Origin of the sequence: Sulfitobacter sp. S190 (assembly GCF_025141935.1) — a bacterium.
Taxonomy (GTDB): domain Bacteria; phylum Pseudomonadota; class Alphaproteobacteria; order Rhodobacterales; family Rhodobacteraceae; genus Sulfitobacter.
This window is the reverse complement of sequence record NZ_CP081120.1, coordinates 3,006,136-3,030,367: the sequence shown is the minus strand read 5'-3', so window position 1 is coordinate 3,030,367 and position 24,232 is coordinate 3,006,136. Positions and strand designations below refer to the sequence as shown.

Below are 24,232 nucleotides of genomic sequence, written 5' to 3'. Positions count from 1 at the left end.
GGGGGCCGCCGTCGCACTTTGAAAGGGGACCCCCGTGGAAACGATCTTCACCGAACGGCACAAACTGCGGAACTCGAAAACCGAGCTTTACGGCGGTGAGCTTGTCGAGCCGTTCGAACGTCCCTCCCGCGCCGACGACATCATCGACCGCGTGCGCGCGGTAAACCTCGGCCCCGTCAGCGCCCCTGACGATTTCGGCATGGACCCGATACTGGCCATCCACGATCCCGCCTTCATCGCATTTCTGCAAACCGCGTGGGACGACTGGCAGGCCGAGGGCTTCAAGGGCGAAGCCATGCCCATGGTCTGGCCCGCGCGGCGCATGTCGCGGCGCATCCCCACCCATGTCGAAGGGCGGCTGGGATACTATGCGCTGGCCTGCGAAACCACGATATCGGGCGGTACATGGGAGGCCGCATACGCCGCCGCGCAAGTGGCGCTGACGGGGGCGCAGCGGCTCAATGACGGGGCGCGCGCGGTGTTTTCGCTCTGCCGCCCGCCCGGTCACCATGCCGCAATCGATATGTACGGCGGCTACTGCTTTGTGAACAACGCCGCGGTCGCTGCGCAGCATCTGCGCGACACGGGCGCCGAACGTGTCGCCATTCTCGACGTTGATTTCCACCACGGCAACGGCACGCAAGACATATTCGATGCCCGCGACGACGTGCTGTTTGTCTCGCTGCACGGGGATCCGATGCACGCCTTCCCGCATTTTCTGGGCCACGCAGACGAACGCGGCAGCGGCGCGGGGCAGGGCTATACCGTGAACTATCCGATGCCCCCCGGCACGGATTTCGGCACATGGCGCGCCGCACTTGCGGATGGCCTGTCGCGCATTGCCGAATTCGCGCCGGACAAGCTCATCATTTCGCTGGGTGTCGACACGTTCGAAACCGATCCGATCAGCTTTTTCAAACTGGCATCGGATGATTTTGCCACCTACGGCGCGGACATCGCGGCGCTGGGCCTGCCGACGCTATTCGTGATGGAAGGCGGCTATGACATCGCCGAGATCGGCGTCAACACCGTCAACGTCCTGCAAGGGTTCGAGGGCGCCAGTTGAACGTCGTCGAGGCGTCCATCGCGGATTTGCGCGATGCGCTGGAAAGCGGTGCCGCGACATCCCTCGGTCTGGTGGAAACCTATCTCGACCGGATCGCGGCATACGACCGCAACGGCCCTTGCCTGAATGCGGTGCCGGTGCTTGATCCCGCCGCGCGCGCCGAGGCCGCAGCTTCCGATGCGAGGCGCAAAGCGGGCCAAACACGCGGTCCGCTCGATGGCATCCCCTACACCGCCAAGAACAGCTTCAAGGTCAAAGGCCTGACCGTCGCCGCAGGCTCGCCCGCCTTTGCCGATCTTGTCGCGACCGACGACGCCTTCGCAATCGCCCGCCTGCGCGCGGCTGGTGCCATACTTCTGGGTCTCACCAATATGCCGCCCATGGCCAACGGTGGCATGCAGCGCGGCCTCTACGGACGGGCCCTGTCGCCCTACAATGCCGCCTATCTCACCGCGGCCTTCGCCTCGGGCTCCTCCAACGGATCGGGGACCGCAACCGCCGCGAGCTTCGCGGCCTTCGGTCTGGGCGAAGAAACCTGGTCCAGCGGCCGCGCACCGGCCTCCAACAACGCGCTGTGCGCCTATACCCCCAGCCGCGGCATCATTTCGGTGCGGGGAAACTGGCCTCTTGTGCCGACGATGGATGTTGTCGTGCCCCACACGCGCAGCATGGCCGACATGCTCGAAGTGCTCGACGTTCTGGTGACCGACGATCCCGAAACGCGGGGTGATTTCTGGCGCGCGCAGCCTTGGGTGTCGCTGCCCGCCGCCACGCAGGTGCGTCCGGTCCGCTACACGGCGCTTGCGGGGGCGTCCCTGTCGGGCAAACGCTTCGGCATCCCCGCGATGTACATCAACCGCGACACCCACGCCGGTACAGGCCCCGATCCGGGCATCGGCGGCCCCACGGGGCAGAAAATCGAAACCCGCGCGTCGGTCATCACCCTGTGGAGCGCCGCAAAACGGGCGCTCGAAAATGCGGGGGCTACCGTCGTCACCGTCGATTTTCCCGCCGTCTCGAACTACGAAGGCGACCGGCCCGACGCACCCAAGATCGGCACCCGCGGTATCCTTCCCGCCGCCTACCTGCACCACGAAATCACGGACCTTTCGGTCTGGGCCTGGGATGATTTTCTCAGGGCCAACAACGATCCCGACCTGTCGCGCCTCGCCGATGTGGACGGCTCCAAAATCTTTCCGCCGCCCCCCGGCAGCCTGCCCGACAGATATACAGGTTTCGATGACGATATCGCCGATTACCCCGCTCACGCGCGTGCGCACCCGCGCCAAAGCTTCACGGACATACCGACCCTCGCAGAGGGCCTGCGCGGGCTGGAGGAAACCCGCCGCATCGATCTGGAGGACTGGATGGATGCGCTTGGCCTCGATGCGGTGATCTTTCCGGCGGTGGCGGATGTGGGCCCATCGGATGCCGACACCGATCCGGCCTCCGCCGATCTGGCGTGGCGCAACGGCGTCTGGGTCGCCAATGGCAACCTCGCGATCCGGCACCTTGGCATCCCCACCGTCACCGTGCCAATGGGCACGATGGACGACACCGGCATGCCCGTCGGTCTGACCTTCGCGGGCCGCGCCTATGACGACACGTCCCTGCTCGCGCTGGCCTGCGCCTTTGAGGCCACAGGCCCCTACCGCACCGCACCCGACAGCACGTCATGAGGCCCGAAATCCCCCCGATCACCGGCACCGGCCAAACCGGGGCCACCGACAGTGCTGATCTGCGCGCGGCACATCAAGCCGTCCTTCATGGACCAAAGCAATTCTGCGTCCTATAAAAACGGACCGCCACAGGCACAGCACCCAAATATCTGCGGAAAGACCGACAATGGACACACCGAACATCACCGAAGCACTTCTGACCGACATCCGCGACCGCTTTGCGCATGTCGACACGTGCCCCTTTGAGGGCCCGCGCGTGTTTTTCGAAAACGCGGGTGGGGCGCTGACCCTGAAATCCGTGGTCGACACGTCCGCGAAATTCGCGGCGATCCCCGACAATCAAGGGCGTGACAATCCGGCATCCCACGCCCTTGTTGCGCTGATCGCCAAGGCCAAGGCGGATATGGCGGTGTTCTTCAACGCCCCCCAGGGCCAGTTTTTCGTCGGCGAAAGCGGGACCGAGCTTTTGTTCCGCCTGATCCGCACGGCAATTGTCGGCACCGGCGATGGGCAGGTTCTGGGCAGCACCCTCGAGCACCCCGCCACCCGAAGCGCGGCACAGCATTGGGCGCAGATCGCGGGCAAAGCGCATGTTCTGGTGACCCACGACAACACGACAGGTTCGGTCGATCCCGCGCAATACGCCGCCGACATCACGCCCGACACGCGCGTTGCCACCATCCTGCACACGTCGCCGGTGACGGGCATGGGCGTCGATGTCGCCGGGATTGCCGCCGCCATCCGCAAAACCGCCCCCGAATGCATCATCATCGTGGATGGCATCCAGCACGCGGCACACGGCAGGCTCGATATCGCCAGCTACGACGTGGATGGCTATGTGGTCTCGCCCTACAAGGTCTTCTCGCGCCACGGCTACGGGGTGGCGTGGGTTTCCGAACGGCTCGATGCGCTCAGCCACGAACACCTCATCGACGCACCCGGCGATCCGTGGGAATTCGGCACCCGCGACACGGGCGCCTACGTGACGTTTTCGGACGTGGTGGATTATTTCGACTGGCTCGGCGGAGAGGTCTCCGCGGCCTCCGACAGGCGCGCCCGCATCGTGGCCGCAGGAGAGGCGATCCATGCCCACGAAAAAACCCTGACAGATGCCATGATCCACGGGGTCGGAAATCAGACGGGGCTCGCGGATCTGCCGGGGATCACGATCATCGGCGGCGTCGACAACCCGCGGCGCGAAGGTCTGGTAACCATCGCCGTTGCGTGCATGCAAGCGCCCGATGTGGTGACACAACTGCGCGAAAGGGGCATCCGCACCCATACCCGCAAGGCCGATCACTATTCGGGAAACATCCTCGATCCGCTGGGCCTGCAAAACGCAATCCGTGTCTCGATGTGCCACTACAACACCGAAGCTGAAGTGGCACAGTTCCTGCACGCCATGCGCGAAATCACCGACGCGGTATAACCGTCCGCACACGCGGCGCGCGGACGGTCTATGTGCTATCCAAGCGTGCGCAGCAGCGCGGGCGAGGGGCGGCCCGTGGCCGGTTGCCCGATGCTTGTCTGGTAGGCGCGGATCGCCGCCTCGCTCTTGGGTCCGATCACGCCATCGCTGCCACCGGTGTCGAAGCCCCGCGCGGTCAGGCGTTGTTGCAGCCGCACGCGGTCGTCCTTGGTCAACCCGTTCTCGTCCGGCGGGAAGGGCGTGCGCAGCGGTCCACCGCCCGCAATGCGATCGGCCAGATGGCCCACCCCGATCGCATAGGCGTCCGAGTTGTTGTAGCGTTTGATCACGTTGAAATTGCGCGTCACGGCAAAGCGCGGCCCGCCTGCCTGCGGCTGGATGATGCGGCCCTGCGCTGCGCCACTGCCAACCTCCGCACCCCACCGCACGCCGCGCTGCCAGCCGTTGCGCTGCAGGTACGCCGCCGTCGAGGCCAGCGCATCCGTGGGGTCTTCGGACCAGATGTCGCGCCGGCCGTCACCGGTGAAATCTACCGCAAACGCCTGATAGGATGTGGGGATGAACTGCGTGTGGCCCATCGCGCCTGCCCAGCTGCCGGTCATGCGCGCCGGTGTGATATCGCCGTTCTGCAGGATCTTCAGCGCCGCCACCAGCTGCTTTTCGAAGAACGCACCGCGCCGTCCGTCAAAGGCCAGCGTCGATGTCGCCGAAATCACCGGCACATCGCCGCGCCTTTCCCCGAAAAAGCTCTCCAACCCCCAGATCGCGCAGATGATGTTGGCATCGACACCGTATTGGCCCTCCAGCGTGCGCAGCGTGTTTGCGTTGCGGGCAAAGGCCGCGCGGCCCTTCGACACCCGCTCGTCCGACGCCGCGATCGAGAGGTAATCCTCCAGACTGCGCTTGAACTCGGTCTGGTTACGGTCGCGTTTGACGCAGCCGGGCAAATACCCCGTCCCGCGAAACGCCGCCGCCAATGTGCTGTCGGATATGCCCTGTCGCGGGGCACGGGCACGAAACCCCGCAACCCACGCATCATAGGCCGCGTTGGGGGTCGGGCGCAGATCGGCCGGCAAACCGCCCCCACCCGCAGACCGCGTGACCGGCGCGGCCCCGCAGGCGGCAAGCGCCACCGTGCCAAGGCCGAATAATGTGAAATTCCGTCTGCTGAGTGTCATGCTGCTGCCGCCCGTCATTTTGTTGATTGTCACCATGCTATCGGATCGTGCGCGTGGTGCAATGGGTGCGTCGGGCGACGGAAGCGTGCACTTGCCGACGTCAGGCCGCCGCGCGGCGGCGCAACCAGTCCTCGGCCATCGGCGTGTCGCCGAAATCATTGTGCTGCGTATTTGCATTGGGGTACGCCAGACAACGGATTGCCGCGTTCTCGGCCGCCTGCACGCCCTCGACATTATCCTCCACCGCGATCACATCGGCCGCCATCAGGTCCAGCCGCCCCAGCGCCAGTTTGTAGATCTCGGGATTGGGCTTGCTGGCCACCGCATCGTCACCCGACGTGACCAGCGAAAGCCCCAGCGCCTCGCGCCCGCCCAGCCCCTCGAACAAGGCGTCGATATTTGCCTTGGATGTGGTGGACACAAACGCGGTCTGCAGGTTTTCGACGCGGGCATAGGCCATCAGCTCCCGCGTCAGCGGCCGCACTTCGATCCCGCCCTGACGCAGACGTTTCTGGAACAGCTCCGACTTGCGCGCGTGCAGTGCCGCAGAATCGACCCGCACGCCCTTGGTGCGCGCATACTCCGTGATCCGCGCCCGCCCGCCGGATTTCTCCAGCAGATCACGGTACATCTCGGCGTCCCAGGACCAATCCAGATCGGCATCCTTGAACGCATCGTTGAACGCCTCGCGCTGCATTTCCGATGTGTCTGCCAAAACGCTCAAAGAGCCGAAGAAAATAGCTTTCATGTCATATCCTGACGTCATGAGAAGGGGGCAATCACTGCCCCTGCTGGTAAAGCGGGACGGTCGAAATCGCCATTTTGGCCGACCCGTTCTGCACATCGCGTGCGTGGCTGACGTAAATCAGCGTGTTGTTATCCGCGTCAAAGATACGCTTTACGCGGATTGTCTTGAATACGATGGAGCGGCGCTCGCGAAATACATCCTCGCCCTCGCGGCCCCGGTCGATGTCACCCACCGTGATCGGGCCGGTCTGGCGGCACGAAATCGCGGAATTGGACGGATCCTCGAACCAGTTGCCCTTTTGCAGACGGTCGATGATGCCGCGCTCGAAATAGGTCAGGTGACAGGTAACGCCCTGCACTTCGGGATCTTCCAGCGCCTCGATGATGATGTCATTGCCCAACCAGTCGACGTCGACGTTGCCAACGACATCGGCTTGGGCAGAAAGGGCGGAAAAGGCGAAAAGGCCGCACAGCGTGCGGAGAGGGATCATTGTCATACCGCTAAACGCCGCGCGTGCCTTCGGGGTTCCGCCGGAAAAGGAAAATATGTCGCAGGGGTCAACCGCTTGCGCGAATCCCGTTAAGAACATTATAAGAACATCCATGGCAAAGATGGATCTCAAGGAAAAGCTCGCCCTGTTGAGCGATGCAGCAAAATACGACGCGTCCTGCGCGTCGTCCGGCACCACACGGCGCAGCTCTGCCGACGGCAAGGGGCTGGGCAGCACCGAAGGCTCTGGCATCTGCCACGCCTACGCGCCCGACGGGCGCTGCATCAGCCTGCTCAAGATCCTGATGACGAATTTCTGCATCTACGATTGCGCCTACTGCATCAACCGCGTGTCGTCTCAGGTGCCGCGCGCGCGCTTCTCTGTCGAGGAAGTCGTGCATCTGACGACCGAATTCTACCGCCGCAATTATATCGAGGGGCTGTTTTTGTCCTCCGGCATCATCAAATCACCCGATGATACGATGGCCGACATGGTGCGCATCGCGCGCGTTTTGCGGCAGGTGCATCACTTCCGCGGCTATATCCACCTCAAGACGATCCCCGACGCCGCGCCGGAATTGATCGAGGAGGCGGGTCTTTACGCCGACCGTCTGTCGATGAACATCGAACTGCCGACCGACCGCGGGCTGAACACCTACGCCCCCGAAAAGAACCCCGATGAAATCCGCCGCGCCATGGGCAAGGTGCAACTGCGCAAGCAGGCCGCCCGTGAACGCACGCACACGGGCCGCAAGGCCGCGAAATTCGCCCCCGCCGGCCAGTCGACACAGCTGATCGTCGGGGCGGACGGGGCTAATGACGCCACGATCCTGCAAAGCTCGACGCGGCTCTACAGTTCCTACAAACTCAAGCGGGTTTACTACTCCGCCTTCTCGCCAATCCCCGACAGCACGGCGAAACTGCCGCTGATCAAACCGCCCCTGCAACGCGAACACCGGCTCTATCAGGCCGATTGGCTGCTGCGGTTCTACGGCTATCAGGCCGATGAAATCGCGGCCGCCTCCGACGGCGGTATGCTCGATCTCGACATTGACCCCAAACTGGCGTGGGCGCTTGCCAACCGCCACGCCTTTCCGGTCGATGTGAACCGCGCGGGGCGCGACATGCTGCTGCGGGTGCCGGGGTTCGGCACGAAATCGGTGGGCCGCATACTGGCCGCCCGCCGCAACGGGGCGCTGGGCTACGGGGACCTCACACGCATGGGGGCGCTTGTGAAAAAGGCGAAACCGTTCATCGTGGCGCGGGACTGGTCGCCCGGGGGCCTGACGGATGCGGCCAATCTGCGCGCCCGCTTTGCGCCGCCGCCTGAACAGCTGTCCCTGCTGTGATTTACGCGCCCCACCTGCCGCGGCTGGGGACGTTCGAGGCATGGCGCACCGCCGCCCGCGCCCTTGCCAGCAATGACATTCCGGCCGATCAGGTCGAATGGATGATGGAGGGCGGGCAGACCGGTCTTTTCGCGCAGGACGGCGCCGCCTTGCCCGCCCCGCGCGACATTTCGGTGCCATCGGGTTTCGTGCAACTCGCGCGGCAGGTCTGTGCCAGCCGTGCCGAGGGGGCGCATGAACTGCTCTACCGCGTGTTGTTGCGCTGCAGGGGCAATGCGGCACTGCTGAGCAATCGCGCCGATCCCGACATCGCCCGGCTCGAGGAGCTGGCAAAGAACATCCGCCGCGATATGCACAAGATGAAGGCCTTCGTACGGTTTCGCGACGTGTCGAAACCGGGGGCCAACCGCCGCCAATTCCTCAGCTGGTTTGAACCGGACCACCGCATAGAAGAACTGATCGGCGGTTTTTTCCAACGCCGCTTCGGCGATATGGACTGGGTCATCGTCACGCCCGAAGTCACCATGCGCTTTGAGGGGGGCGATCTGTCGTTCGAGGCCGTTGCCAGCGAACGTCTCGACCTCTCGGACGAAACCGAAGAGCTGTGGAAGACCTACTACGCGAACATCTTCAATCCCGCCCGCCTCAAGATCAAGGCGATGCAGTCCGAGATGCCCAAGAAATACTGGAAAAACCTGCCCGAGGCCGATCTGATCCCCGGTCTGATCGCCAACGCCGAAGCGCGTGTGGCGCAGATGCAGGCCCATGCGCCAACCTTGCCGCCCTTGCGGGCCGAACGCATTCTCGACCGCTTGCCCGACCGTGATGCGGCCCGCGACATCCACGCCTGTAAACGCTGTCCGCTGTCGGCGGCGGCCACGCAGGCCGTCGGGGGCGAAGGGCCGCAAGACGCGATGATCATGGTGGTGGGCGAACAGCCCGGCGATACCGAAGATCTGTCGGGCCGTCCTTTTGTCGGACCTGCGGGGCAGCTTTTTGACCGGCTGGCCGAAGAGGCGGGTTTCGACCGCGCGGCGGCCTATGTTACCAACGCCGTCAAGCATTTCAAATTCCAGCCGCGCGGCAAGCGCCGGATTCACCAGAACCCCAATACGTCCGAGATCGAGGCCTGCCGCGTCTGGCTGACCGCCGAAATCGACGCGGTGCAGCCGGCGCTCCTGATCGCCCTTGGCGGCAGCGCGGCCCAAGCGCTCACCGGCGACGGCAGCCGCATCACCGCGCGGCGCGGGCGCGTCGAGAAAGGGCTCGATGGCCGTCCGGTTCTCGTCACCATCCATCCGTCGGCGATCCTGCGGGCCGGTCCCTCCGCCGGGCTCGAAGAGCATCTGCGCGCCGATCTGCGCCGCGCAACCGAGATGTGCGCCGCGCTGCAGGCCGCCGGTGTCGACGGCGTTAACCGTTAATTCACTTCTTGCGTTGTCAGAACCCGACAAGGCGTTAATTATCCGTTACCGACGATGGGTGGCGGGCGCTTTCATCTGACGGAGCAGACATGCTTATTTCTTCCATCGGGCCATTCACGCGCCCCTCACCCTCCGATCAATCGGCAAAACCGGCCGAACCGGAGCGATCCAAAGACTCCAAGGCCGACCCCGAGCCTGAAACCACCACCACCGCGCCGCGCGACAATTCCGGTGCATCGCGCACTGACACAGCGGCCCCGCGCGAGGCGCCCGTGAGCCGGTCGCCCGTGACCCAATCGGCCGTCACCGCGCAGATGGAGGACACCTCCTTTGACGATTCCGCCGAGGCCCGCATGCGCCGCTTTGCGGAATGGTCTCTGCAAAGCAGCCGGAATGAAACGCTGATCGCGGCCATCGCGCCCGCGCAGGCCGAAGCACAGGCGGCCCCGACCACCCCTGTCGATCGCCGGGTTTAACTGGCGAGCGCCCCACCCAGAACGGGTGGGCACGCGCCCGCGCCCTCAGCCGCGTTTGCGGGTTGACGCGCGGATGCGCAACTCGAACCCCAGATCGATCGAACGCGTCTGCGGCGGTTCCGCCCCCGCGTTGCGCTCCAGCACATACTGCGCCGCGCGCGCCCCGATGTCGGCCCGCGGCGTATAGATCGACGTGATCGCGGGCAGCATCTGCGACGTGGTGCCCAGATCGTTGAAGCCGCACAGGCCCATCTGGTCCGGTATCCGGATGTTGCGGCGCTGGCATTCCAGCGACACGCCCACCGCCACATCGTCATTGTTGCAAAAGGCCGCATCGCAATCGGGCACATCGCCCATCAACTGGCCCAGCAGGTGTCGCCCGATCTCGACACTGGACTTCTGCGGCGTGGTCACGATCAACGCCGGATCGTACAGACCGTGCCGCTCCATCACCGATCTATAGCCTTCCAGACGCTGCTGGGTCCGCGGATCCATACGGGTGCCCAGAAACGCGATGCGCCGGAACCCCTGTGCCACCATATGCTCGACCGCATCGGCGGCCGCACGGGCGTTTGAAAAGCCGATGATCACGTCAATCGGATCATCCGTAGTGTCCATGACCTGCGCAATCGGGCAATCGGCCCCGTCCAGCATCTGCCGGGACGCATCGGTCTGGTCGACACCCGCAAGGATCAGCCCCGCCGGTTTCAGGGTCAGGAACTTCGGGATCAGCGCCTGTTCGGTCAGCGGGCTATAGCCGGTGTTGGCGATCTGCATGGAAAACCGGGTGTTCTCGATTACGCTACTGGCCCCGGCGAGCACGTCCGAAAACACCTGGTTGGAAAAGGACGGCACCAAAACTCCGATGATCGATGAGCGCTTCGACGCCAGCGTCGACGCCGCCGCATCCGGCACATAGCCCAGCTTGTCGACCGCCGCCTTCACCCGCGCCCGCAGCTCCGGCGACACCCGCTCGGGATCGCGCAACGCCCGCGATACCGTGATTGCGCTAACCCCTGATTCGAGACCAACATCCTTGAGCGTTGGTTTCCGCATGCCGTTATTCCCCATATTCGTATGGCAGTTTAGGCCCGTATCCAGAATTTCGAAAGGATTGTTTGACAAATGATTGCGCAATCATTTACCAAATTGCGAACGGGAGAGGACAGGTGGACGCGCAAATGCACACGGCATTCGTCATCATGGGAGTATGCGGCGTCGGCAAGACGTCCGTGGGCCGTGCCTTGGCCGAAAACCTCGATGCGCAATATCTCGAAGCGGATGATTTCCATTCCGACGAAAACCGTGCCGCGATGGCGCGGGGGGTGCCGCTGTCGGACCGCCAGCGGATGCCGTGGTTGACGCGCCTGTCGGACGAGGCGGAGAAGATGCGCGCAAACGGGCCGGTCGTGCTGGCCTGTTCGGCGTTGCGGCGCAGCTACCGTGATTTGCTGCGCAAACGTATCGGACGGGTGCATTTCGTCTTTCTGCACGGCGATCGCGCCCTGCTGGAACAGCGGATCACCAACCGCACGGATCACTTCATGCCGGTGTCTCTACTCGACAGCCAGATTGCAACGCTCGACCCGCCAACCCCCGACGAAGGCGCCACGCACATTGATGTGGCCCCGTCAAAGGCGGCGGTGAATGCCGCCGTTGAACACGCCATCCGGACACTGGGTCTGCCCCTGTCCGCCCCGAAAACCGATCATTGAAAATGAGGAGAAACTCAATGTCGCTTACCTTCAAATCCTTCACCGCCGCCGCCGTCGTGGCAATGGGTCTGGCCACCGCCGCCACCGCGCAGGACTACGCCCTGCGGTTCCAGTCGTCCGACCCCGCAGGCAACCCCAATTTCGAGCTCAAGGTCGAATGGGCGCAATCGGTCGAAGAACTGACCGGTGGCCGCGTGACCATCGAAATGCTGCCGGTCAATTCCATCGTGCAGCACACCGAAACGCAGGATGCCGTCGCCGCGGGCATCATCGACGGGCACATCACCGACACGTCCTATTTCACCGGCAAGGATGCCGCCTTCGGCCTGATCGCCAACCCCGTTGGCGCATGGTCCTCGCCCTACGAAATGTTCGCTTTTCTTGAATACGGTGGCGGCAACGAGCTGATGCGCGACATCCTCGCGCCCTACGGTCTGCACTTCATCGGCGCGACCACACCGGGTCTGGAATCGTTCATCTCCAAGGTGCCTCTGGAAGGTGTCGACGATCTGGCGGGTCTGAAAATGCGCGCCCCCGAAGGGCTTGTGCAACAGGTGTTCGCCGCTGCGGGTGCCGCGCCGGTAAACCTGCCCGGCTCCGAAGTGTTCACGTCGCTCGACAAGGGCGTGATCGACGCGGCGGACTATACCGTGTTCTCGACCAACCACGCACAGGGCATGCACGATGTGGCAACGCATCCGGTCTACCCCGGCTTCCACTCCATGCCGCTGGTCGAAGTGTCGATGAACAAGGAAAAGTGGGACAGCATGCCCGCCGATCTGCAGGCGATCATGGAAGTGTCGGTGCGTGACTTTGCGCACAACATGGTGGGCAAACTGGCCGCCAACGACACGCTGGCCGTGGCCGAAGCGAACGCCAACCCCGACATCACCGTGCACAACTGGTCGGCCGCCGAGCGCACCAAGTTCCGCACCATCGCGCAGGGCGAATGGAGCAAGGTCGCCAGCCAGTCCGACAATGCACAGCGCGTCTATGATACGCTGACGGAATACCTCGTCTCGCAGGGTATGATCTCGCAATAAGCAAGATGATGCCCCGTCCCGCCTGTGCGCGGGGCGGGGCACATGCGCCGCACACGCGCAAGGGGAGGGGGCGCCGACATGGCCGAAGAAATCATCGAACAACTGCACCGCGATCCGGGTCCCGACCCGCACGCAGGGGCCATGGGCCGCATCATCGACCGGCTGGGCATCGTGTTCGCCATCGGCCTGCTGGTCGCCGCCGCCATCCTCGTGGTCGAGATCTTCTTGCGCTACGTGCTCAACGCGCCCACCGTCTGGGCCCATGAAACGGTGATTTTCCTGACCGCCAGCGCCTTCGTCTACGGCGGTCTTTATGCCGTGGCCCGCAACGCGCACATCCGCGTGGTGCTAATCTACGATTTTCTGTCGCCGCGTCTGCGCAGGCTGTTCGACGTGGCCATTTCGATCACCTGCTTTCTCGCGACCGCCATGTTCACATGGGCCGCGTGGAAAGGGGTGCAGCGCGCGATCTGGACCCCCGCGGGCGACTTCCGGCTGGAGACATCGGGCTCCGCGTGGAACCCGCCGACACCGGGGCTGCTGAAACTTTTCCTGCTGGGCATCCTCGTGGTGATGACCGTGCAATTCGCAGTGCTGTCTCTGGCCTATCTGCGCAAGAAGGACGACTGACATGGAATGGCTCTCGACGCTGCTCGACCTCAAGGCGATGGGGATCGAATGGGCAACTTTCGCGATGTTTGCCTCGCTGCTGTTGCTGCTGCTCACCGGTATGCCGCTTGCCTTCGTGACGCTGCTGGTGGCGCTGATCTTTGCACTGGGCTGGTTCGGGCCGATGGCGGTGCCGCTGATCACCAGTCGCATTTTCAGCTTCGTGAATTCGTTTGTGTTCGTATCGGTGCCGATGTTCGTACTGATGGCCGCAATCCTCGATCGGTCGGGCATCGCGCGCGATCTGTTCGATGCGATGCGTCTGGTGGGTGGCCGTTTGCGCGGCGGTGTGGCGATCCAGACCCTGCTGGTGGCCGTCATCCTCGCCGCCATGTCCGGCATCATCGGCGGCGAAGTCGTCCTGCTGGGGCTACTGGCCCTGCCACAGATGCTGCGGCTGGGCTACGACCGAAAGCTCGCGATCGGCGTGTGCTGTGCAGGCGGCGCGCTCGGCACCATGATCCCGCCGTCGATCGTGCTGATCGTCTATGGGCTGACCGCCAACGTCTCCATCGGCGATCTGTTTACCGCCTCCTTTGTGCCGGGTCTGATGCTGGCGGGGCTTTACGTGCTCTACATCCTCGCCCGCGCCTATATGAACCCCGCGCTCGCGCCCATCCCCGAACAGGGCGACATCCCCGCGTCCGAAAAGATGCGCCTGCTCAAAGGTCTGTTTCTGCCCGGCCTTGTCGTGTTCTTCGTGCTCGGCTCGATCTACGGCGGGATCGCCAGCGTGACCGAAGCATCCGCCGTAGGCGTGCTGGGCGTGACGCTGTCTACGGTGGTGCGGGGTGAGTTTTCGCTGAACCTGCTCATCGGCGCCGCGCGCCAGACACTGGCCACCGTCGGCATGATCGTCTGGATCGGTATCGGCGCCACCGCGCTCGTGGGCGTGTTCAACCTGATGGGTGGCATTCGCTTTGTGTCGCAGCTGATCACCGGTATCTCCGAAGAACCGATGGTCATTATCCTGTTTATGATGGCGATCCTGTTTGTCCTTGGCATGTTCCTTGACTGGGTGGGTATCGCGCTGCTGACGATGCCGATCTTCGTGCCGATCGTGGTGTCGCTTGGCTATGATCCGGTGTGGTTCGGTGTGGTGTTCGCGATGAACATGCAAGTCAGCTTCCTGTCCCCACCCTTTGGCCCCGCGGCCTTCTATCTCAAGAGCGTGGCGCCCCCCGACATATCTCTCGGCGAGATTTTCCAGGCGCTGCTGCCGTTCATCGGTCTGCAGATTGTTGCGCTAGCCCTGCTGTTGGCGTTCCCCGGCATCACGTTGATCGACGGGCTGTAACCGAGCGCGCCCACGCCCGCGTCGGCACCCGTTTGCGGCCCCTAGAATTGAGTTTAAGGGCAAGATGAAGCCCCGCATGCGGCGGCCCGTATCGTGGAACAGAATCGGGTGGGGGAAACTGGTGCTGCTGGAGAGAATCGAACTCTCGACCTCTCCCTTACCAAGGGAGTGCTCTACCTCTGAGCTACAGCAGCGCCGGTGCGGGGTGATTAGACCCATTTGTGGCCCCACGCAACCCAAATTCCGCGCAAATCTGGACCAATTCGGCGCCCTGCGATAGACAGGCCCCATGGCAGAGCAAACACCGTCCCGACCCTCATCAAAGACCGTCAAGGCACAGGCCCGAGAGGCGCGCTTGAAACAGGCGCTGAAGGCCAATATGGCGCGTCGCAAGGCGCAATCACGCGCCCGCACGGACCAGGGTGATGGGGCGGGCGACACAACCGCCCGGACAGGCGCACAGGACAAGGACAGCTGACGATGGATTCGATTCTGGTACGGGGCGGCGGCGCGCTGAGCGGGCAAATACCGATTGCGGGCGCCAAGAACGCCTGCCTGACGCTGATGCCCGCCACATTGCTGAGCGAAGAGCCGTTGACCCTGACCAATGCGCCGCGCCTGTCGGACATCCGCACCATGACGCAGTTGCTGCAGTCGCTGGGGGCCGAAGTCACGTCCCTGCAGGAAGGCCGTGTGCTGGCCATGTCCTGCCACGGCACAATCAATACCCGGGCCGAATATGACATCGTGCGCAAGATGCGCGCGTCGAACCTCGTGCTGGGCCCGCTGCTCGCGCGCGAAGGGTATGCCGAGGTGTCGCTGCCCGGCGGCTGTGCCATCGGTGCACGCCCCATGGACATCCACACCGACGGGCTGGCGCTGATGGGGGCCGACATCGATCTGCGCGATGGATATCTGTACGCCAAGGCGGCGGGGGGGCGCTTGCGCGGCGCGGTCATCGATTTCCCGTTCGCCTCGGTCGGCGCGACGGAAAACATCATGATGGCCGCGACCCTCGCCAAGGGCACCACCGTCATCAACAACGCCGCGCGCGAACCCGAAATCGTCGATCTGGCCGATTGCCTGCGCCGCATGGGTGCACAGATCGACGGCGACGGCACATCGACCGTCACCATTCAGGGCGTTGACCGGCTCGGTGCCGCCACTCATCCCGTGGTCACCGACCGGATCGAACTGGGCACCTACATGCTAGCACCGGCGATTTGCGGCGGCGAGGTGGAGTGTCTGGGTGGCCGCATCGATCTGGTGGGGGCGTTTTGCGAAAAGCTGGATGCCGCCGGTATCGACGTGACCGAGACAGAGGCCGGTCTGAAGGTCCGCCGCCGTGCCGACCGGGTAAAGGCCGTGGACGTGACGACCGAACCCTTCCCTGGGTTTCCGACCGATCTGCAGGCCCAGATGATGGCGCTCCTGTGCACCGCCGACGGGGTGTCGACGCTGGAGGAAAAAATCTTCGAGAACCGGTTCATGCATGCGCCGGAACTGATCCGCATGGGGGCGGATATCGATGTGCAGGGCGGGCGCGCGATCGTCACCGGTGTCGACCGGCTGCGCGGTGCCCCGGTGATGGCAACCGATCTGCGCGCATCGGTGTCGCTGATCCTTGCGGGAATGGCCGCCGAGGGTGAAACAACGGTTTCGCGTGTCTATCACCTCGATCGCGGGTATGAGCATGTGGTGACGAAACTGCGCGGCATCGGTGCCGACATTGAACGGATCAAGGAATAATGGCCCAGGACGCGACATTCGAAGACGGTGCAGAGCAGCCGCTGAACCTTGGTGCGATGGATGCCGGCGATCTCGAGGTTATCTCGAGCCTTGCGCAGGATGCGGTGTTTCCCGCCTCCGAGATGCAGTGGGACAGGGCGGCGCGCCGCTTTGCGCTGCTGCTCAACCGGGTGCGTTGGGAGGACGAGGGCCAGACACGCCATGCCGCCGAGCGCGTGCAATCGGTTCTGGTGTTTTCCAACGTGCAGGGTGTGGCGAGCCAGGGCATCCCCAAGGGCGATCCCGATACGGTTCTGTCGCTGTTGCAAATCGCATTCGAGCAGACGGATGCGCCGTCGGGCCACGTGACGCTGACGCTGGCGGGCGATGGGGCCATCCGCCTGCAGGTCGAAGCGCTCGAGGTGGGACTGCGTGATGTGACGCGGCCCTACGTGGCGCCCAGCCGGAAATTGCCCCGCCATCCCAATTGAGGCCCGACAGGGTGCGCGCTTGGTGACGCACCCCTCTTGAGGCGGTGGGCAAAGCCCGCTACCTCGGACGCGCCCATGATCCGCCCGCAGTGCAGGAGCCTTTGCATGCCCGTCACCCTCGATGCCACCGCCGCCGATTTCGAAACGGCCTTTGCCGCTCTGCTGAGCGCCAAGCGCGAAGACAGCCCCGATGTCGATCAGATCGTGGCCGACATCATTGCGGATGTGCGTACCCGTGGTGATGCCGCGGTCATCGATCTGACAGAGAAATTCGACCGGGTCGCCCTGACGCCGCAAGCCTTGCGCATATCGGCCGAAGAAATTTCGGCCGCCGTCGAAGAGGTTTCGCAGGCCGAACGCGCGGCGCTGGAACTGGCCGCGGACCGCATCCGCGCCTATCACGCCCGCCAGTTGCCCGCCGACGAAAGCTGGACCGACGCGGCAGGCGCGACGCTGGGCTGGCGCTGGTCGGCGGTATCCGCGGCAGGGCTTTACGTGCCGGGCGGATTGGCGTCCTACCCGTCTTCTGTGTTGATGAACGCGATCCCGGCCAAGGTGGCGGGCGTCGGGCGGCTCGCGATGGTTGTGCCCACACCCGATGGCGTGCTCAACCCGCTGGTGCTGCTGGCGGCGCAAATCTCGGGTGTCGACGAAATCTACCGCATCGGCGGCGCGCAGGCCGTGGCCGCGCTGGCCTACGGCACCGACACGATCGCCCCTGTGGACAAGATCACCGGGCCCGGCAATGCCTTTGTGGCGGCGGCCAAGCGGCGTGTCTTCGGCAAGGTCGGCATCGACATGATCGCGGGGCCGTCCGAGATTCTGGTGATCGCGGATGGCGACAATGATCCCGACTTCATCGCGCTCGACCTGCTCAGCCAGGCCGAACACGACGAAAGCGCCCAGTCGATCCTGATCACCACCGATCCCGCTCTGGGCAAAGCGGTTTCCGCGGCGGTGGACCGGCATCTGCAAACGCTGCAACGCAAACATATCGCGGGGCCCAGCTGGCGGGACTACGGCGCGATCATCACCGTGCCGGACCTTGAAACGGCGGCCACCCTGTCGGACCGGATCGCTCCCGAACACCTCGAACTGTGCGTGGCCGACCCTGAGGCGCTGGCCGACCAAATCACCCACGCGGGCGCCATATTTCTGGGCCAATGGACGCCCGAGGCGATCGGGGACTACATCGGCGGGCCCAACCACGTCTTGCCCACGGCCCGCTCCGCGCGGTTCTCGTCGGGGCTGTCGGTGCTCGACTTCATGAAGCGCACGACGCTGGCACGGATGACGCCCGAAGCCCTGCGCGCCATCGGGCCGGGGGCCGAAACCCTCGCCGCCTCCGAAAGCCTCGAGGCCCACGGCCTGTCGGTGACCGCCCGCCTGCGCAAACTCAACGGCTGAAAACGTCACGTCGGGGGCGATTGCCAGCCCCCCGGCGCTGGGCTACAAAACGGCTCAAGCCCTTGGAGCCCGCGCCATTCCCATGTCCACCATTACCCATATCGTCCTTGACGACGCGAACCTGCCGCCGCCCACGCCCGAGATCGAGCAAGAGCGCAAAGTGGCCATGTTCGACCTGCTCGAAGACAATTCTTTCGTGCTGCCGGTGCGCGATGCGCGGCCTGTCCCGCCGGGGCCCTATCATCTGGGCCTGTCGATCCGTGACAAGCGGCTGGTCTTTGACGTGAGCACGGAAGACGCCGAAAAAGCGGCCGAATTCCACCTGTCGCTCGGGCCGTTCCGGCAAGTGGTCAAGGATTACTTCCAGATCTGCGAAAGCTACTTCGACGCGGTGAAAAAACTGCCCCCCGCCCAGATCGAAACTATCGACATGGCGCGGCGCGGGATCCACATGGAGGGCAGCCGCGTGCTTCAGGAACGGCTGGAGGGCAAGGCCGAGATCGACATCGACACCGCGCGCCGCCTCTTTACCCTGATCTGCGTGCTGCACTTCGGGGGCTGAGGTTGGAAAAGGATCTGCCTCAATCGGTGCTCTTTTGTTGCGATCACAACGCCGTCCGGTCCCCCATGGCCGAAGGCATCATGAAGAAATTCTACGGCACCGAAACCTATGTGCAGTCGGTGGGGGTCAAGAACGATCTCGAAATCGACGGCTTCTCGATCGCGGTGTGTCAGGAAATGGATGTCGAACTGTCGCGGCACCGCTCGCGCAGCTTTGATGAAATGGAACAGTGGGGCGATGATTTGTCGTCATTCGATCTGGTGATCGCCCTGTCCCCGGCCAGCCAACGCAGGGCGCTTGAGCTGACGCGGTTCTTTCATCTGGATGTCGAATACTGGCCCATCCTCGACCCGACCGGCATCGGCGAAGGGCGCGACGCCAAGCTGACGCAATTCCGCGCCGCCCGCGATCAGATCATCAAACGTCTGACCGACCGGTTCGGCGAACCGACCCAGCCGCAAATCTGACGAACGCCCGATCTCAGGTGGCGCGACACTGGCGCGCGGCATCCTGACCGAACGCTTTCCACGTGCGCCAGAAGGCGTTGTCACTGGCGCGGTCGGACTGCCGCCAGACCTGCAACTTGTGGGGGTCCTTGAACGCCTGAACGCCGCGGCGCTGCTCGCCCGCGCTCAGCGCACGGTCTGCGACCGCCTGAACGCACCCGCAGCGCGCCTTGCTGGCCGCACGGCGGTCCTGCGCCAGACAGGCCCGCTGAACCGGTCCTGTGGCATAGAGTGTGCTGCTGGGGGCCATGAAACTGGCGCGCGTTGCAACATCGCGATTGCCACCACCACAGGCGGCAAGAACACTCAGGGCTGCCAGCCCCATCAGAACTGATTTCATATCACTGCCTTTTTTTGCGCGTGTCGCGTCGGGGTTTTCCCCGTATTGGATGCAACACTGCTCTGCCTCGTGAGTGCAATATGGCGCAATATCGCCAACGGGGCAATTCACGAAAACGCAAAGGGGGCGCCGTGCCGCACCCCCTTGTGTCAGGTTTCCGCAAATTTTCGGTTAATCAGAACTTCCAGCGCGCCCCGACAAAGGTCACGTCGATATCATCGACCGCCGATGCGCCGCCTTCGTATTCGAAAGTGCGGTAGCTGGCATAGAGCTCAACATTATAGGCGTCGAGCTTCTGGACCGCGGCGATCCCGTAAGACGTGCTTTCCGATCCGATGGTGTCGAAATCATCGCCGCGATAGTAATCGACCGACAGAAACGTGCGGCCCACCGCGAACCAGTCGCGTTGGTAGCCACCTTTGACATATACGTAATTCGCCTCGCCTTCCTGTTGACGGCCGGCCGCCACATGCAGGCTCAGGCCCGTCGGTTCATGCAGAACCGCGGTAGAGCCCAGCAGCAGCTCCTCGTCGCTGTCGCGGATGGAATAGCCCACGCGCCCCAACACCTTGTAGTCGCCGTAATCACGGTTGTAGGTGATCGCCGCGTCGTAGAATTCATCGTCATTGCCGCTGGCCAGCACTTCTTCGCCGCCCGACACCGAGAACACGAAACCGTTGTATTCGGGCGTGTCATACCGCAGCCGGAACCGGCGGCCCCCGTCAAAGGCGGAAAACGCGTTGCCGACCGTCACCCCTGAATCGCTGCCGTCCGGGCCACGGAAAATCTGGCTGCCCGCCTGATCCTGCAGGCTGGAATAGGCGATCACGCTGGTGCCCGACAGATCGGCTTCGGCCACGCTATCGGTCGCAATCGACCCCTGGCCAAAGCTGAACCGGCCAATGTTGGGCGTGTCATAGATGATCTCGAACTTGCGCAATTCCGTGCGGCGGTAATTGGCGTCGAAATCATTGTCCTCGCGGGTGATGCTGCTGGATCCGGTGAACCCGACGGCGGTTTCGAAGTGGAACCGGAATTGCCCTCCGTTCGCCAGATCCTGGCTAAAGATCAGCCCGAAGCGGCTGTTGGAGTTGTCGTTGTCGGTAAAGCTGGTTTCCGTATCGCTGCCATCGTCGACATTGATGATGCCGAGGTTCAGCTGGCCATAAAAGTCCCACGGAGACGCGTCCTGCGCGTGGGCGGTTGCGGGGACCAATACGGCAAAGGGCAGCGCATAGGTGAGTTTTCGGACGGTCAAAGCCATGAAGATTCTCCTGTGTGAAGGGCGCCGCGGCGCGAAATCGGTGCAGGGCAAGTAATGGACCATTCGGTTCCAAAGATGCAAGTCACGGATGTGCACGTCTGATCGCGGCGGCGTGATTGCTCCAGCGTAACCCGCGGCACCGGCCCGCGATAGTCCGCAAACCCGCAAAGCGACATAACCGTGAAACTCCCGCAACCGTGCTGCGCGATGCCGCCGCGCAGGCGACGCGCGGGCAGGGCGGCGCCGCGCCCGCTTTGCCACGTCGCCGCACCGCGCACATCACTGCTTGACCAGCCCCCCAAACCCCTACATATCAGGCCCATGACACCGCTTTCACACATCCGGAACTTCTCGATCGTGGCGCACATCGACCACGGGAAATCCACGCTGGCCGATCGCCTGATTCAGGAAACGAACACCGTCTCCGCGCGCGAGATGAAGGACCAGATGCTCGACAGCATGGACATCGAACGCGAACGCGGGATCACCATCAAGGCGCAGACCGTCCGCATCAACTATACCGCCCAAAATGGCGAGGATTATGTCCTCAACCTGATCGACACCCCCGGTCACGTTGACTTCGCCTACGAGGTCTCCCGCTCCATGCGCGCGGTCGAAGGCTCGCTGCTGGTCGTCGACAGCACCCAGGGCGTCGAGGCGCAGACGCTCGCCAACGTCTACCACGCCATTGACGCCGACCACGAAATCGTGCCTGTCCTGAACAAGATCGACCTGCCCGCGTCCGACTGCGACCGCGTCGCGGAACAGATCGAGGACGTGATCGGCATCGACGCCACCGGCGCCATTCAGGTCTCTGCCAAGACGGGGCAGGGCATCGTCGAAACGCTCGAATCCATCGTCCACAACCTGCCCGCCCCCAAGGGCGAGCGCGACGCCCCGCTCAAGGCGATGCTGGTGGACAGCTGGTACGACAGCTACCTCGGCGTGATCGTTCTGGTGCGCATCATGGACGGCAAGCTGAAAAAGGGCGACCGGATCAAGATGCTCTCGAACGGGACCACCCACCACGTGGACCGCATCGGTGTCTTCCGCCCCGCCATGACCGAAATCGACGAACTGGGGCCGGGTGAAATCGGCTTCCTGACCGCCTCCATCAAGCAGGTGCGCGACACCCGCGTGGGCGACACGATCACGACCGAGAAAAAAGGCACCGAAGACGCGCTGCCGGGCTTCAAACCGGCCCAGCCCGTGGTGTTCTGCGGGCTCTTCCCCGTGGATTCCGCCGAGTTCGAAGACCTGCGCGACGCCATCGAGAAACTCGCACTCAACGATGCCTCCTTCAGCTTCGAGATGGAAACATCCGCCGCGCTGGGCTTCGGCTTCCGCTGCGGGTTCCTGGGGCTTTTGCACCTCGAGGTCATCCGCGACCGGATTGAACGCGAATACAACATCGAGCTTATCACCACCGCGCCCTCGGTGATCTACCACGTCTACATGCGCGACGACACGATGATCGAGCTGCACAACCCCGCCGACATGCCCGACCTGACCCATGTCGACCACCTCGAAGAGCCGCGGATCAAGGCGACGATCCTCGTGCCCGACGAATACCTCGGCGATGTGCTCAAACTCTGCCAGGACCGCCGCGGCATACAGGAAGACCTGACCTACGCAGGCTCCCGCGCCATGGTGGTCTACGATCTGCCGCTCAACGAGGTGGTCTTCGACTTCTACGACCGGCTCAAATCGGTGACCAAGGGCTACGCCTCCTTCGACTACCAGATGATCGGCTACCGCACCGACGCGCTGGTCAAGATGAGCATCCTCGTCAACGACGAACCCGTCGACGCGCTCTCCACGATGGTGCACCGCGACCGCGCCGAACAACGCGGCCGCGCGATGGTGGAAAAGCTCAAGGACCTCATCCCCCGCCACATGTTCAAAATCCCGATCCAGGCGGCCATCGGCGGCAAGGTCATCGCCCGCGAAACCCTCTCCGCCATGCGCAAGGACGTGACCGCCAAATGCTACGGCGGCGACGCGACGCGCAAACGCAAGCTGCTGGACAAGCAGAAGGCCGGCAAGAAGAAGATGCGGCAGTTCGGGAAAGTGGATATTCCACAGGAAGCTTTCATCAGCGCCCTGAAAATGGACAGCTAAGGCTGTCCGTTTTCCAAGCTGATGAAAGACGGTGGGATGAGAGTCCCGCGCAGCGGGGCGCGGTCCCACTCCGGTTGTGGTGGCAGAAAGCTCTTTGACCGAACTGCAGAACTTGGGCAAGAACTCTAAGAACCGGCTGCACCTCCTGCTCTTCGGTTGCACAGGGTCCCATTAGAGAAGAAGGGAACGCAATTATGGTTAATTTTGCCCGTCCTAAATACACGAACAGCAGAATACGGTCAGCCGGAAAAAGGATCGTGAAGGATTGTGCGACATCCGAAGATAATCGGGTTCTCGAAAACTTTCGTGCTTCACATGCTTACATTTTGAATACTTTCCAAGCGAATATTCGAAATCATTCGAAAGGAATCGCTACATCGGTTGGTCAGAGGTTGAAACGCAGAAATACGATTCTTGATAAACTGGTGCGTGAACCCAACATGCCGCTTTCCTCGATGCACGATATTGCAGGCTGCAGAATGGTCTTTAACAACGTAGAGGATCTGCACGCTGTGAGAAGTTCAATGCACAGTGCTCGCTGGAAACATCATCTGAATCATGACCCGCAGAAATTTGACTATATACAAAAGCCGAAATCGACAGGCTATCGCGGCATACACGACGTTTATCAATACTCAGTTAATTCAGTCGGGGGCAAACCCTGGAATGGGCTAAAACTTGAAATCCAATATCGAACTCTGCCGCAACATGCTTGGGCTACTGCCGTCGAAGTTGCGGATCTGATAACCTCTAACCGAATCAAATTTGATGACGCTCAGTCGCATTACTTGCGTTACTTCCAGCTCTCAAGTGAGATCATAGCTCGAACGGTAGAGGGCCAGAAATCCTGCTGCTCGGAACTTTCTGACAAAAAGTTGATAACTGAGTTTCGCACGGCTGATCGACGCCTAGGTTTACTTCAGACATTCGATAATCTGCGTGGCACTTCCGATCGTGGCATCAACTTCAAAAAGAATACTATCTTGATTTTTCGCTTTGACTTGAGCGAGGAGGAAGATGCGCTTCAGCTAAGGGCGTATGAAAATGTGAACAAGGCAATTGAGGCTTACGATGATCTCGAAAGAGAGTTTGGTGAAGACGCAGATATCGTACTTGTGAGGGGCGAAAGTGAGGCGAATATCCGTGATGCCTTTAGGAACTACTTTTCCGACGCTAGGGCGTTTGTCGATTTCATAAGGGAAGGTTTGATGAAACTTTCCTAGCATCTGTTACGGTTTGAACATCCCGCAA

General features: G+C 63.0%; 24 protein-coding genes and 1 tRNA gene. 18 read left to right on the top strand and 7 right to left on the bottom strand.

Annotation, left to right across the window (positions count from 1 at the left end; all coding sequences use genetic code 11):
• The first annotated feature begins 34 nt into the window (after positions 1 to 34).
• From K3756_RS15120 to K3756_RS15110, 3 genes are all read left to right on the top strand, one after another.
• Complete coding sequence (locus K3756_RS15120; protein ID WP_259988820.1) at positions 35 to 1,066, top strand: histone deacetylase family protein; 1,032 nt, start codon at positions 35 to 37, stop codon at positions 1,064 to 1,066.
• Positions 1,063 to 2,745: an amidase gene (locus K3756_RS15115; RefSeq protein ID WP_259988818.1), complete on the top strand. Its 1,683-nt coding sequence runs from the start codon at positions 1,063 to 1,065 to the stop codon at positions 2,743 to 2,745. The genes K3756_RS15120 and K3756_RS15115 overlap by 4 nt, the downstream gene beginning before the upstream one ends.
• A gap of 166 nt (positions 2,746 to 2,911) precedes the next feature.
• A complete protein-coding gene (locus K3756_RS15110) occupies positions 2,912 to 4,174 on the top strand; it encodes an aminotransferase class V-fold PLP-dependent enzyme (RefSeq protein WP_259988815.1) in 1,263 nt (420 codons plus the stop codon).
• A gap of 35 nt (positions 4,175 to 4,209) precedes the next feature.
• Here the strand turns inward: K3756_RS15110 and K3756_RS15105 are convergent, their stop codons facing one another.
• The 3 genes from K3756_RS15105 to K3756_RS15095 all read right to left on the bottom strand — a co-directional run bounded on the left by K3756_RS15105 (position 4,210) and on the right by K3756_RS15095 (position 6,590).
• Complete coding sequence (locus K3756_RS15105; protein ID WP_259988813.1) at positions 4,210 to 5,352, bottom strand: lytic murein transglycosylase; 1,143 nt, start codon at positions 5,350 to 5,352, stop codon at positions 4,210 to 4,212.
• 100 nt (positions 5,353 to 5,452) lie between these two features.
• Positions 5,453 to 6,100 carry an HAD-IA family hydrolase gene (locus tag K3756_RS15100; RefSeq protein ID WP_259988811.1) on the bottom strand — a complete coding sequence of 216 codons (648 nt, stop codon included), beginning with the start codon at positions 6,098 to 6,100 and terminating at the stop codon, positions 5,453 to 5,455.
• A gap of 31 nt (positions 6,101 to 6,131) precedes the next feature.
• A complete protein-coding gene (locus K3756_RS15095) occupies positions 6,132 to 6,590 on the bottom strand; it encodes a CreA family protein (RefSeq protein WP_259988810.1) in 459 nt (152 codons plus the stop codon).
• Positions 6,591 to 6,702: 112 nt separating this feature from the next.
• Between K3756_RS15095 and K3756_RS15090 the strand changes: the two genes are divergently transcribed.
• The 3 genes from K3756_RS15090 (at position 6,703) to K3756_RS15080 (ending at position 9,838) form a co-directional block, all read left to right on the top strand.
• Positions 6,703 to 7,938, top strand: a complete 1,236-nt coding sequence (locus tag K3756_RS15090; protein ID WP_259988808.1) for a putative DNA modification/repair radical SAM protein — start codon at positions 6,703 to 6,705, stop codon at positions 7,936 to 7,938.
• Positions 7,935 to 9,362: a UdgX family uracil-DNA binding protein gene (locus K3756_RS15085; protein WP_259988806.1), complete on the top strand. Its 1,428-nt coding sequence runs from the start codon at positions 7,935 to 7,937 to the stop codon at positions 9,360 to 9,362. The genes K3756_RS15090 and K3756_RS15085 overlap by 4 nt, the downstream gene beginning before the upstream one ends.
• Before the next feature lie 89 nt (positions 9,363 to 9,451).
• Positions 9,452 to 9,838, top strand: a complete 387-nt coding sequence (locus K3756_RS15080; RefSeq protein WP_259988804.1) for a hypothetical protein — start codon at positions 9,452 to 9,454, stop codon at positions 9,836 to 9,838.
• A 45-nt stretch (positions 9,839 to 9,883) separates the two neighbouring features.
• On the opposite strand, the gene K3756_RS15075 is transcribed toward K3756_RS15080, so the two are convergent.
• On the bottom strand, positions 9,884 to 10,894 hold the full coding sequence (locus K3756_RS15075) for a LacI family DNA-binding transcriptional regulator (RefSeq protein ID WP_259988803.1): 1,011 nt from the start codon (positions 10,892 to 10,894) through the stop codon (positions 9,884 to 9,886).
• A 113-nt stretch (positions 10,895 to 11,007) separates the two neighbouring features.
• Between K3756_RS15075 and K3756_RS15070 the strand changes: the two genes are divergently transcribed.
• From K3756_RS15070 to K3756_RS15055, 4 genes are all read left to right on the top strand, one after another.
• The gene (locus tag K3756_RS15070) at positions 11,008 to 11,553 is read left to right on the top strand and encodes a gluconokinase (RefSeq protein WP_259988802.1); all 546 of its coding nucleotides are present in this window, start codon (positions 11,008 to 11,010) and stop codon (positions 11,551 to 11,553) included.
• A 17-nt stretch (positions 11,554 to 11,570) separates the two neighbouring features.
• Positions 11,571 to 12,596 (top strand): TRAP transporter substrate-binding protein, encoded by a 1,026-nt coding sequence (locus K3756_RS15065; RefSeq protein WP_259988801.1) that lies wholly within the window; start codon positions 11,571 to 11,573, stop codon positions 12,594 to 12,596.
• 78 nt (positions 12,597 to 12,674) lie between these two features.
• The gene (locus K3756_RS15060) at positions 12,675 to 13,226 is read left to right on the top strand and encodes a TRAP transporter small permease subunit (protein WP_259988799.1); all 552 of its coding nucleotides are present in this window, start codon (positions 12,675 to 12,677) and stop codon (positions 13,224 to 13,226) included.
• A gap of 1 nt (position 13,227) precedes the next feature.
• A complete protein-coding gene (locus K3756_RS15055) occupies positions 13,228 to 14,562 on the top strand; it encodes a TRAP transporter large permease subunit (RefSeq protein WP_259988797.1) in 1,335 nt (444 codons plus the stop codon).
• Positions 14,563 to 14,681: 119 nt separating this feature from the next.
• On the opposite strand, the gene K3756_RS15050 is transcribed toward K3756_RS15055, so the two are convergent.
• Positions 14,682 to 14,756, bottom strand: a tRNA-Thr gene (locus K3756_RS15050).
• 95 nt (positions 14,757 to 14,851) lie between these two features.
• Between K3756_RS15050 and K3756_RS15045 the strand changes: the two genes are divergently transcribed.
• The 6 genes from K3756_RS15045 to K3756_RS15020 all read left to right on the top strand — a co-directional run bounded on the left by K3756_RS15045 (position 14,852) and on the right by K3756_RS15020 (position 19,217).
• Entirely contained in the window at positions 14,852 to 15,040 is a 189-nt protein-coding gene (locus K3756_RS15045; protein WP_259988795.1) for a hypothetical protein, read from the top strand.
• Positions 15,041 to 15,042: 2 nt separating this feature from the next.
• Positions 15,043 to 16,311, top strand: coding sequence for a UDP-N-acetylglucosamine 1-carboxyvinyltransferase (gene murA, locus K3756_RS15040; RefSeq protein WP_259988793.1), 1,269 nt, complete (start codon positions 15,043 to 15,045; stop codon positions 16,309 to 16,311).
• On the top strand, positions 16,311 to 16,781 hold the full coding sequence (locus K3756_RS15035; RefSeq protein WP_259988790.1) for a DUF2948 family protein: 471 nt from the start codon (positions 16,311 to 16,313) through the stop codon (positions 16,779 to 16,781). Before murA ends, K3756_RS15035 begins: the two co-directional genes overlap by 1 nt.
• 105 nt (positions 16,782 to 16,886) lie before the next feature.
• Positions 16,887 to 18,188, top strand: coding sequence for a histidinol dehydrogenase (hisD, locus tag K3756_RS15030; RefSeq protein WP_259988788.1), 1,302 nt, complete (start codon positions 16,887 to 16,889; stop codon positions 18,186 to 18,188).
• Positions 18,189 to 18,270: 82 nt separating this feature from the next.
• Positions 18,271 to 18,750: a UPF0262 family protein gene (locus K3756_RS15025; protein WP_259988785.1), complete on the top strand. Its 480-nt coding sequence runs from the start codon at positions 18,271 to 18,273 to the stop codon at positions 18,748 to 18,750.
• 2 nt (positions 18,751 to 18,752) lie between these two features.
• On the top strand, positions 18,753 to 19,217 hold the full coding sequence (locus K3756_RS15020; RefSeq protein WP_259988784.1) for a low molecular weight phosphatase family protein: 465 nt from the start codon (positions 18,753 to 18,755) through the stop codon (positions 19,215 to 19,217).
• A 13-nt stretch (positions 19,218 to 19,230) separates the two neighbouring features.
• Here K3756_RS15020 and K3756_RS15015 read toward each other — a convergent pair whose 3' ends face one another.
• Both K3756_RS15015 and K3756_RS15010 read right to left on the bottom strand, forming a co-directional pair.
• Entirely contained in the window at positions 19,231 to 19,596 is a 366-nt protein-coding gene (locus K3756_RS15015; protein ID WP_259988782.1) for a hypothetical protein, read from the bottom strand.
• 175 nt (positions 19,597 to 19,771) lie between these two features.
• Positions 19,772 to 20,860 carry a porin gene (locus tag K3756_RS15010; protein WP_259988781.1) on the bottom strand — a complete coding sequence of 363 codons (1,089 nt, stop codon included), beginning with the start codon at positions 20,858 to 20,860 and terminating at the stop codon, positions 19,772 to 19,774.
• A 321-nt stretch (positions 20,861 to 21,181) separates the two neighbouring features.
• Here K3756_RS15010 and lepA point away from each other — a divergent pair, with 321 nt between their 5' ends.
• A complete protein-coding gene (lepA, locus tag K3756_RS15005) occupies positions 21,182 to 22,981 on the top strand; it encodes a translation elongation factor 4 (RefSeq protein WP_259988779.1) in 1,800 nt (599 codons plus the stop codon).
• 194 nt (positions 22,982 to 23,175) lie between these two features.
• Positions 23,176 to 24,204, top strand: coding sequence for a RelA/SpoT domain-containing protein (locus tag K3756_RS15000; RefSeq protein WP_259988776.1), 1,029 nt, complete (start codon positions 23,176 to 23,178; stop codon positions 24,202 to 24,204).
• The last annotated feature ends 28 nt before the right edge of the window (positions 24,205 to 24,232 follow it).

Excerpts from the sequence above, each read along its gene's own strand:
- K3756_RS15110 (WP_259988815.1), top strand. The coding sequence starts at position 2,912 with ATGGACACACCGAACATCACCGAAGCACTTCTGACCGACATCCGCGAC.
- K3756_RS15105 (WP_259988813.1), bottom strand. The coding sequence starts at position 5,352 with ATGACACTCAGCAGACGGAATTTCACATTATTCGGCCTTGGCACGGTG.
- K3756_RS15100 (WP_259988811.1), bottom strand. The coding sequence starts at position 6,100 with ATGAAAGCTATTTTCTTCGGCTCTTTGAGCGTTTTGGCAGACACATCG.
- K3756_RS15095 (WP_259988810.1), bottom strand. The coding sequence starts at position 6,590 with ATGATCCCTCTCCGCACGCTGTGCGGCCTTTTCGCCTTTTCCGCCCTT.
- K3756_RS15090 (WP_259988808.1), top strand. The coding sequence starts at position 6,703 with ATGGCAAAGATGGATCTCAAGGAAAAGCTCGCCCTGTTGAGCGATGCA.
- K3756_RS15080 (WP_259988804.1), top strand. The coding sequence starts at position 9,452 with ATGCTTATTTCTTCCATCGGGCCATTCACGCGCCCCTCACCCTCCGAT.
- K3756_RS15075 (WP_259988803.1), bottom strand. The coding sequence starts at position 10,894 with ATGCGGAAACCAACGCTCAAGGATGTTGGTCTCGAATCAGGGGTTAGC.
- K3756_RS15065 (WP_259988801.1), top strand. The coding sequence starts at position 11,571 with ATGTCGCTTACCTTCAAATCCTTCACCGCCGCCGCCGTCGTGGCAATG.
- K3756_RS15060 (WP_259988799.1), top strand. The coding sequence starts at position 12,675 with ATGGCCGAAGAAATCATCGAACAACTGCACCGCGATCCGGGTCCCGAC.
- K3756_RS15055 (WP_259988797.1), top strand. The coding sequence starts at position 13,228 with ATGGAATGGCTCTCGACGCTGCTCGACCTCAAGGCGATGGGGATCGAA.
- K3756_RS15045 (WP_259988795.1), top strand. The coding sequence starts at position 14,852 with ATGGCAGAGCAAACACCGTCCCGACCCTCATCAAAGACCGTCAAGGCA.
- murA (WP_259988793.1), top strand. The coding sequence starts at position 15,043 with ATGGATTCGATTCTGGTACGGGGCGGCGGCGCGCTGAGCGGGCAAATA.
- K3756_RS15035 (WP_259988790.1), top strand. The coding sequence starts at position 16,311 with ATGGCCCAGGACGCGACATTCGAAGACGGTGCAGAGCAGCCGCTGAAC.
- hisD (WP_259988788.1), top strand. The coding sequence starts at position 16,887 with ATGCCCGTCACCCTCGATGCCACCGCCGCCGATTTCGAAACGGCCTTT.
- K3756_RS15025 (WP_259988785.1), top strand. The coding sequence starts at position 18,271 with ATGTCCACCATTACCCATATCGTCCTTGACGACGCGAACCTGCCGCCG.
- K3756_RS15015 (WP_259988782.1), bottom strand. The coding sequence starts at position 19,596 with ATGAAATCAGTTCTGATGGGGCTGGCAGCCCTGAGTGTTCTTGCCGCC.
- K3756_RS15010 (WP_259988781.1), bottom strand. The coding sequence starts at position 20,860 with ATGGCTTTGACCGTCCGAAAACTCACCTATGCGCTGCCCTTTGCCGTA.
- lepA (WP_259988779.1), top strand. The coding sequence starts at position 21,182 with ATGACACCGCTTTCACACATCCGGAACTTCTCGATCGTGGCGCACATC.
- K3756_RS15000 (WP_259988776.1), top strand. The coding sequence starts at position 23,176 with ATGGTTAATTTTGCCCGTCCTAAATACACGAACAGCAGAATACGGTCA.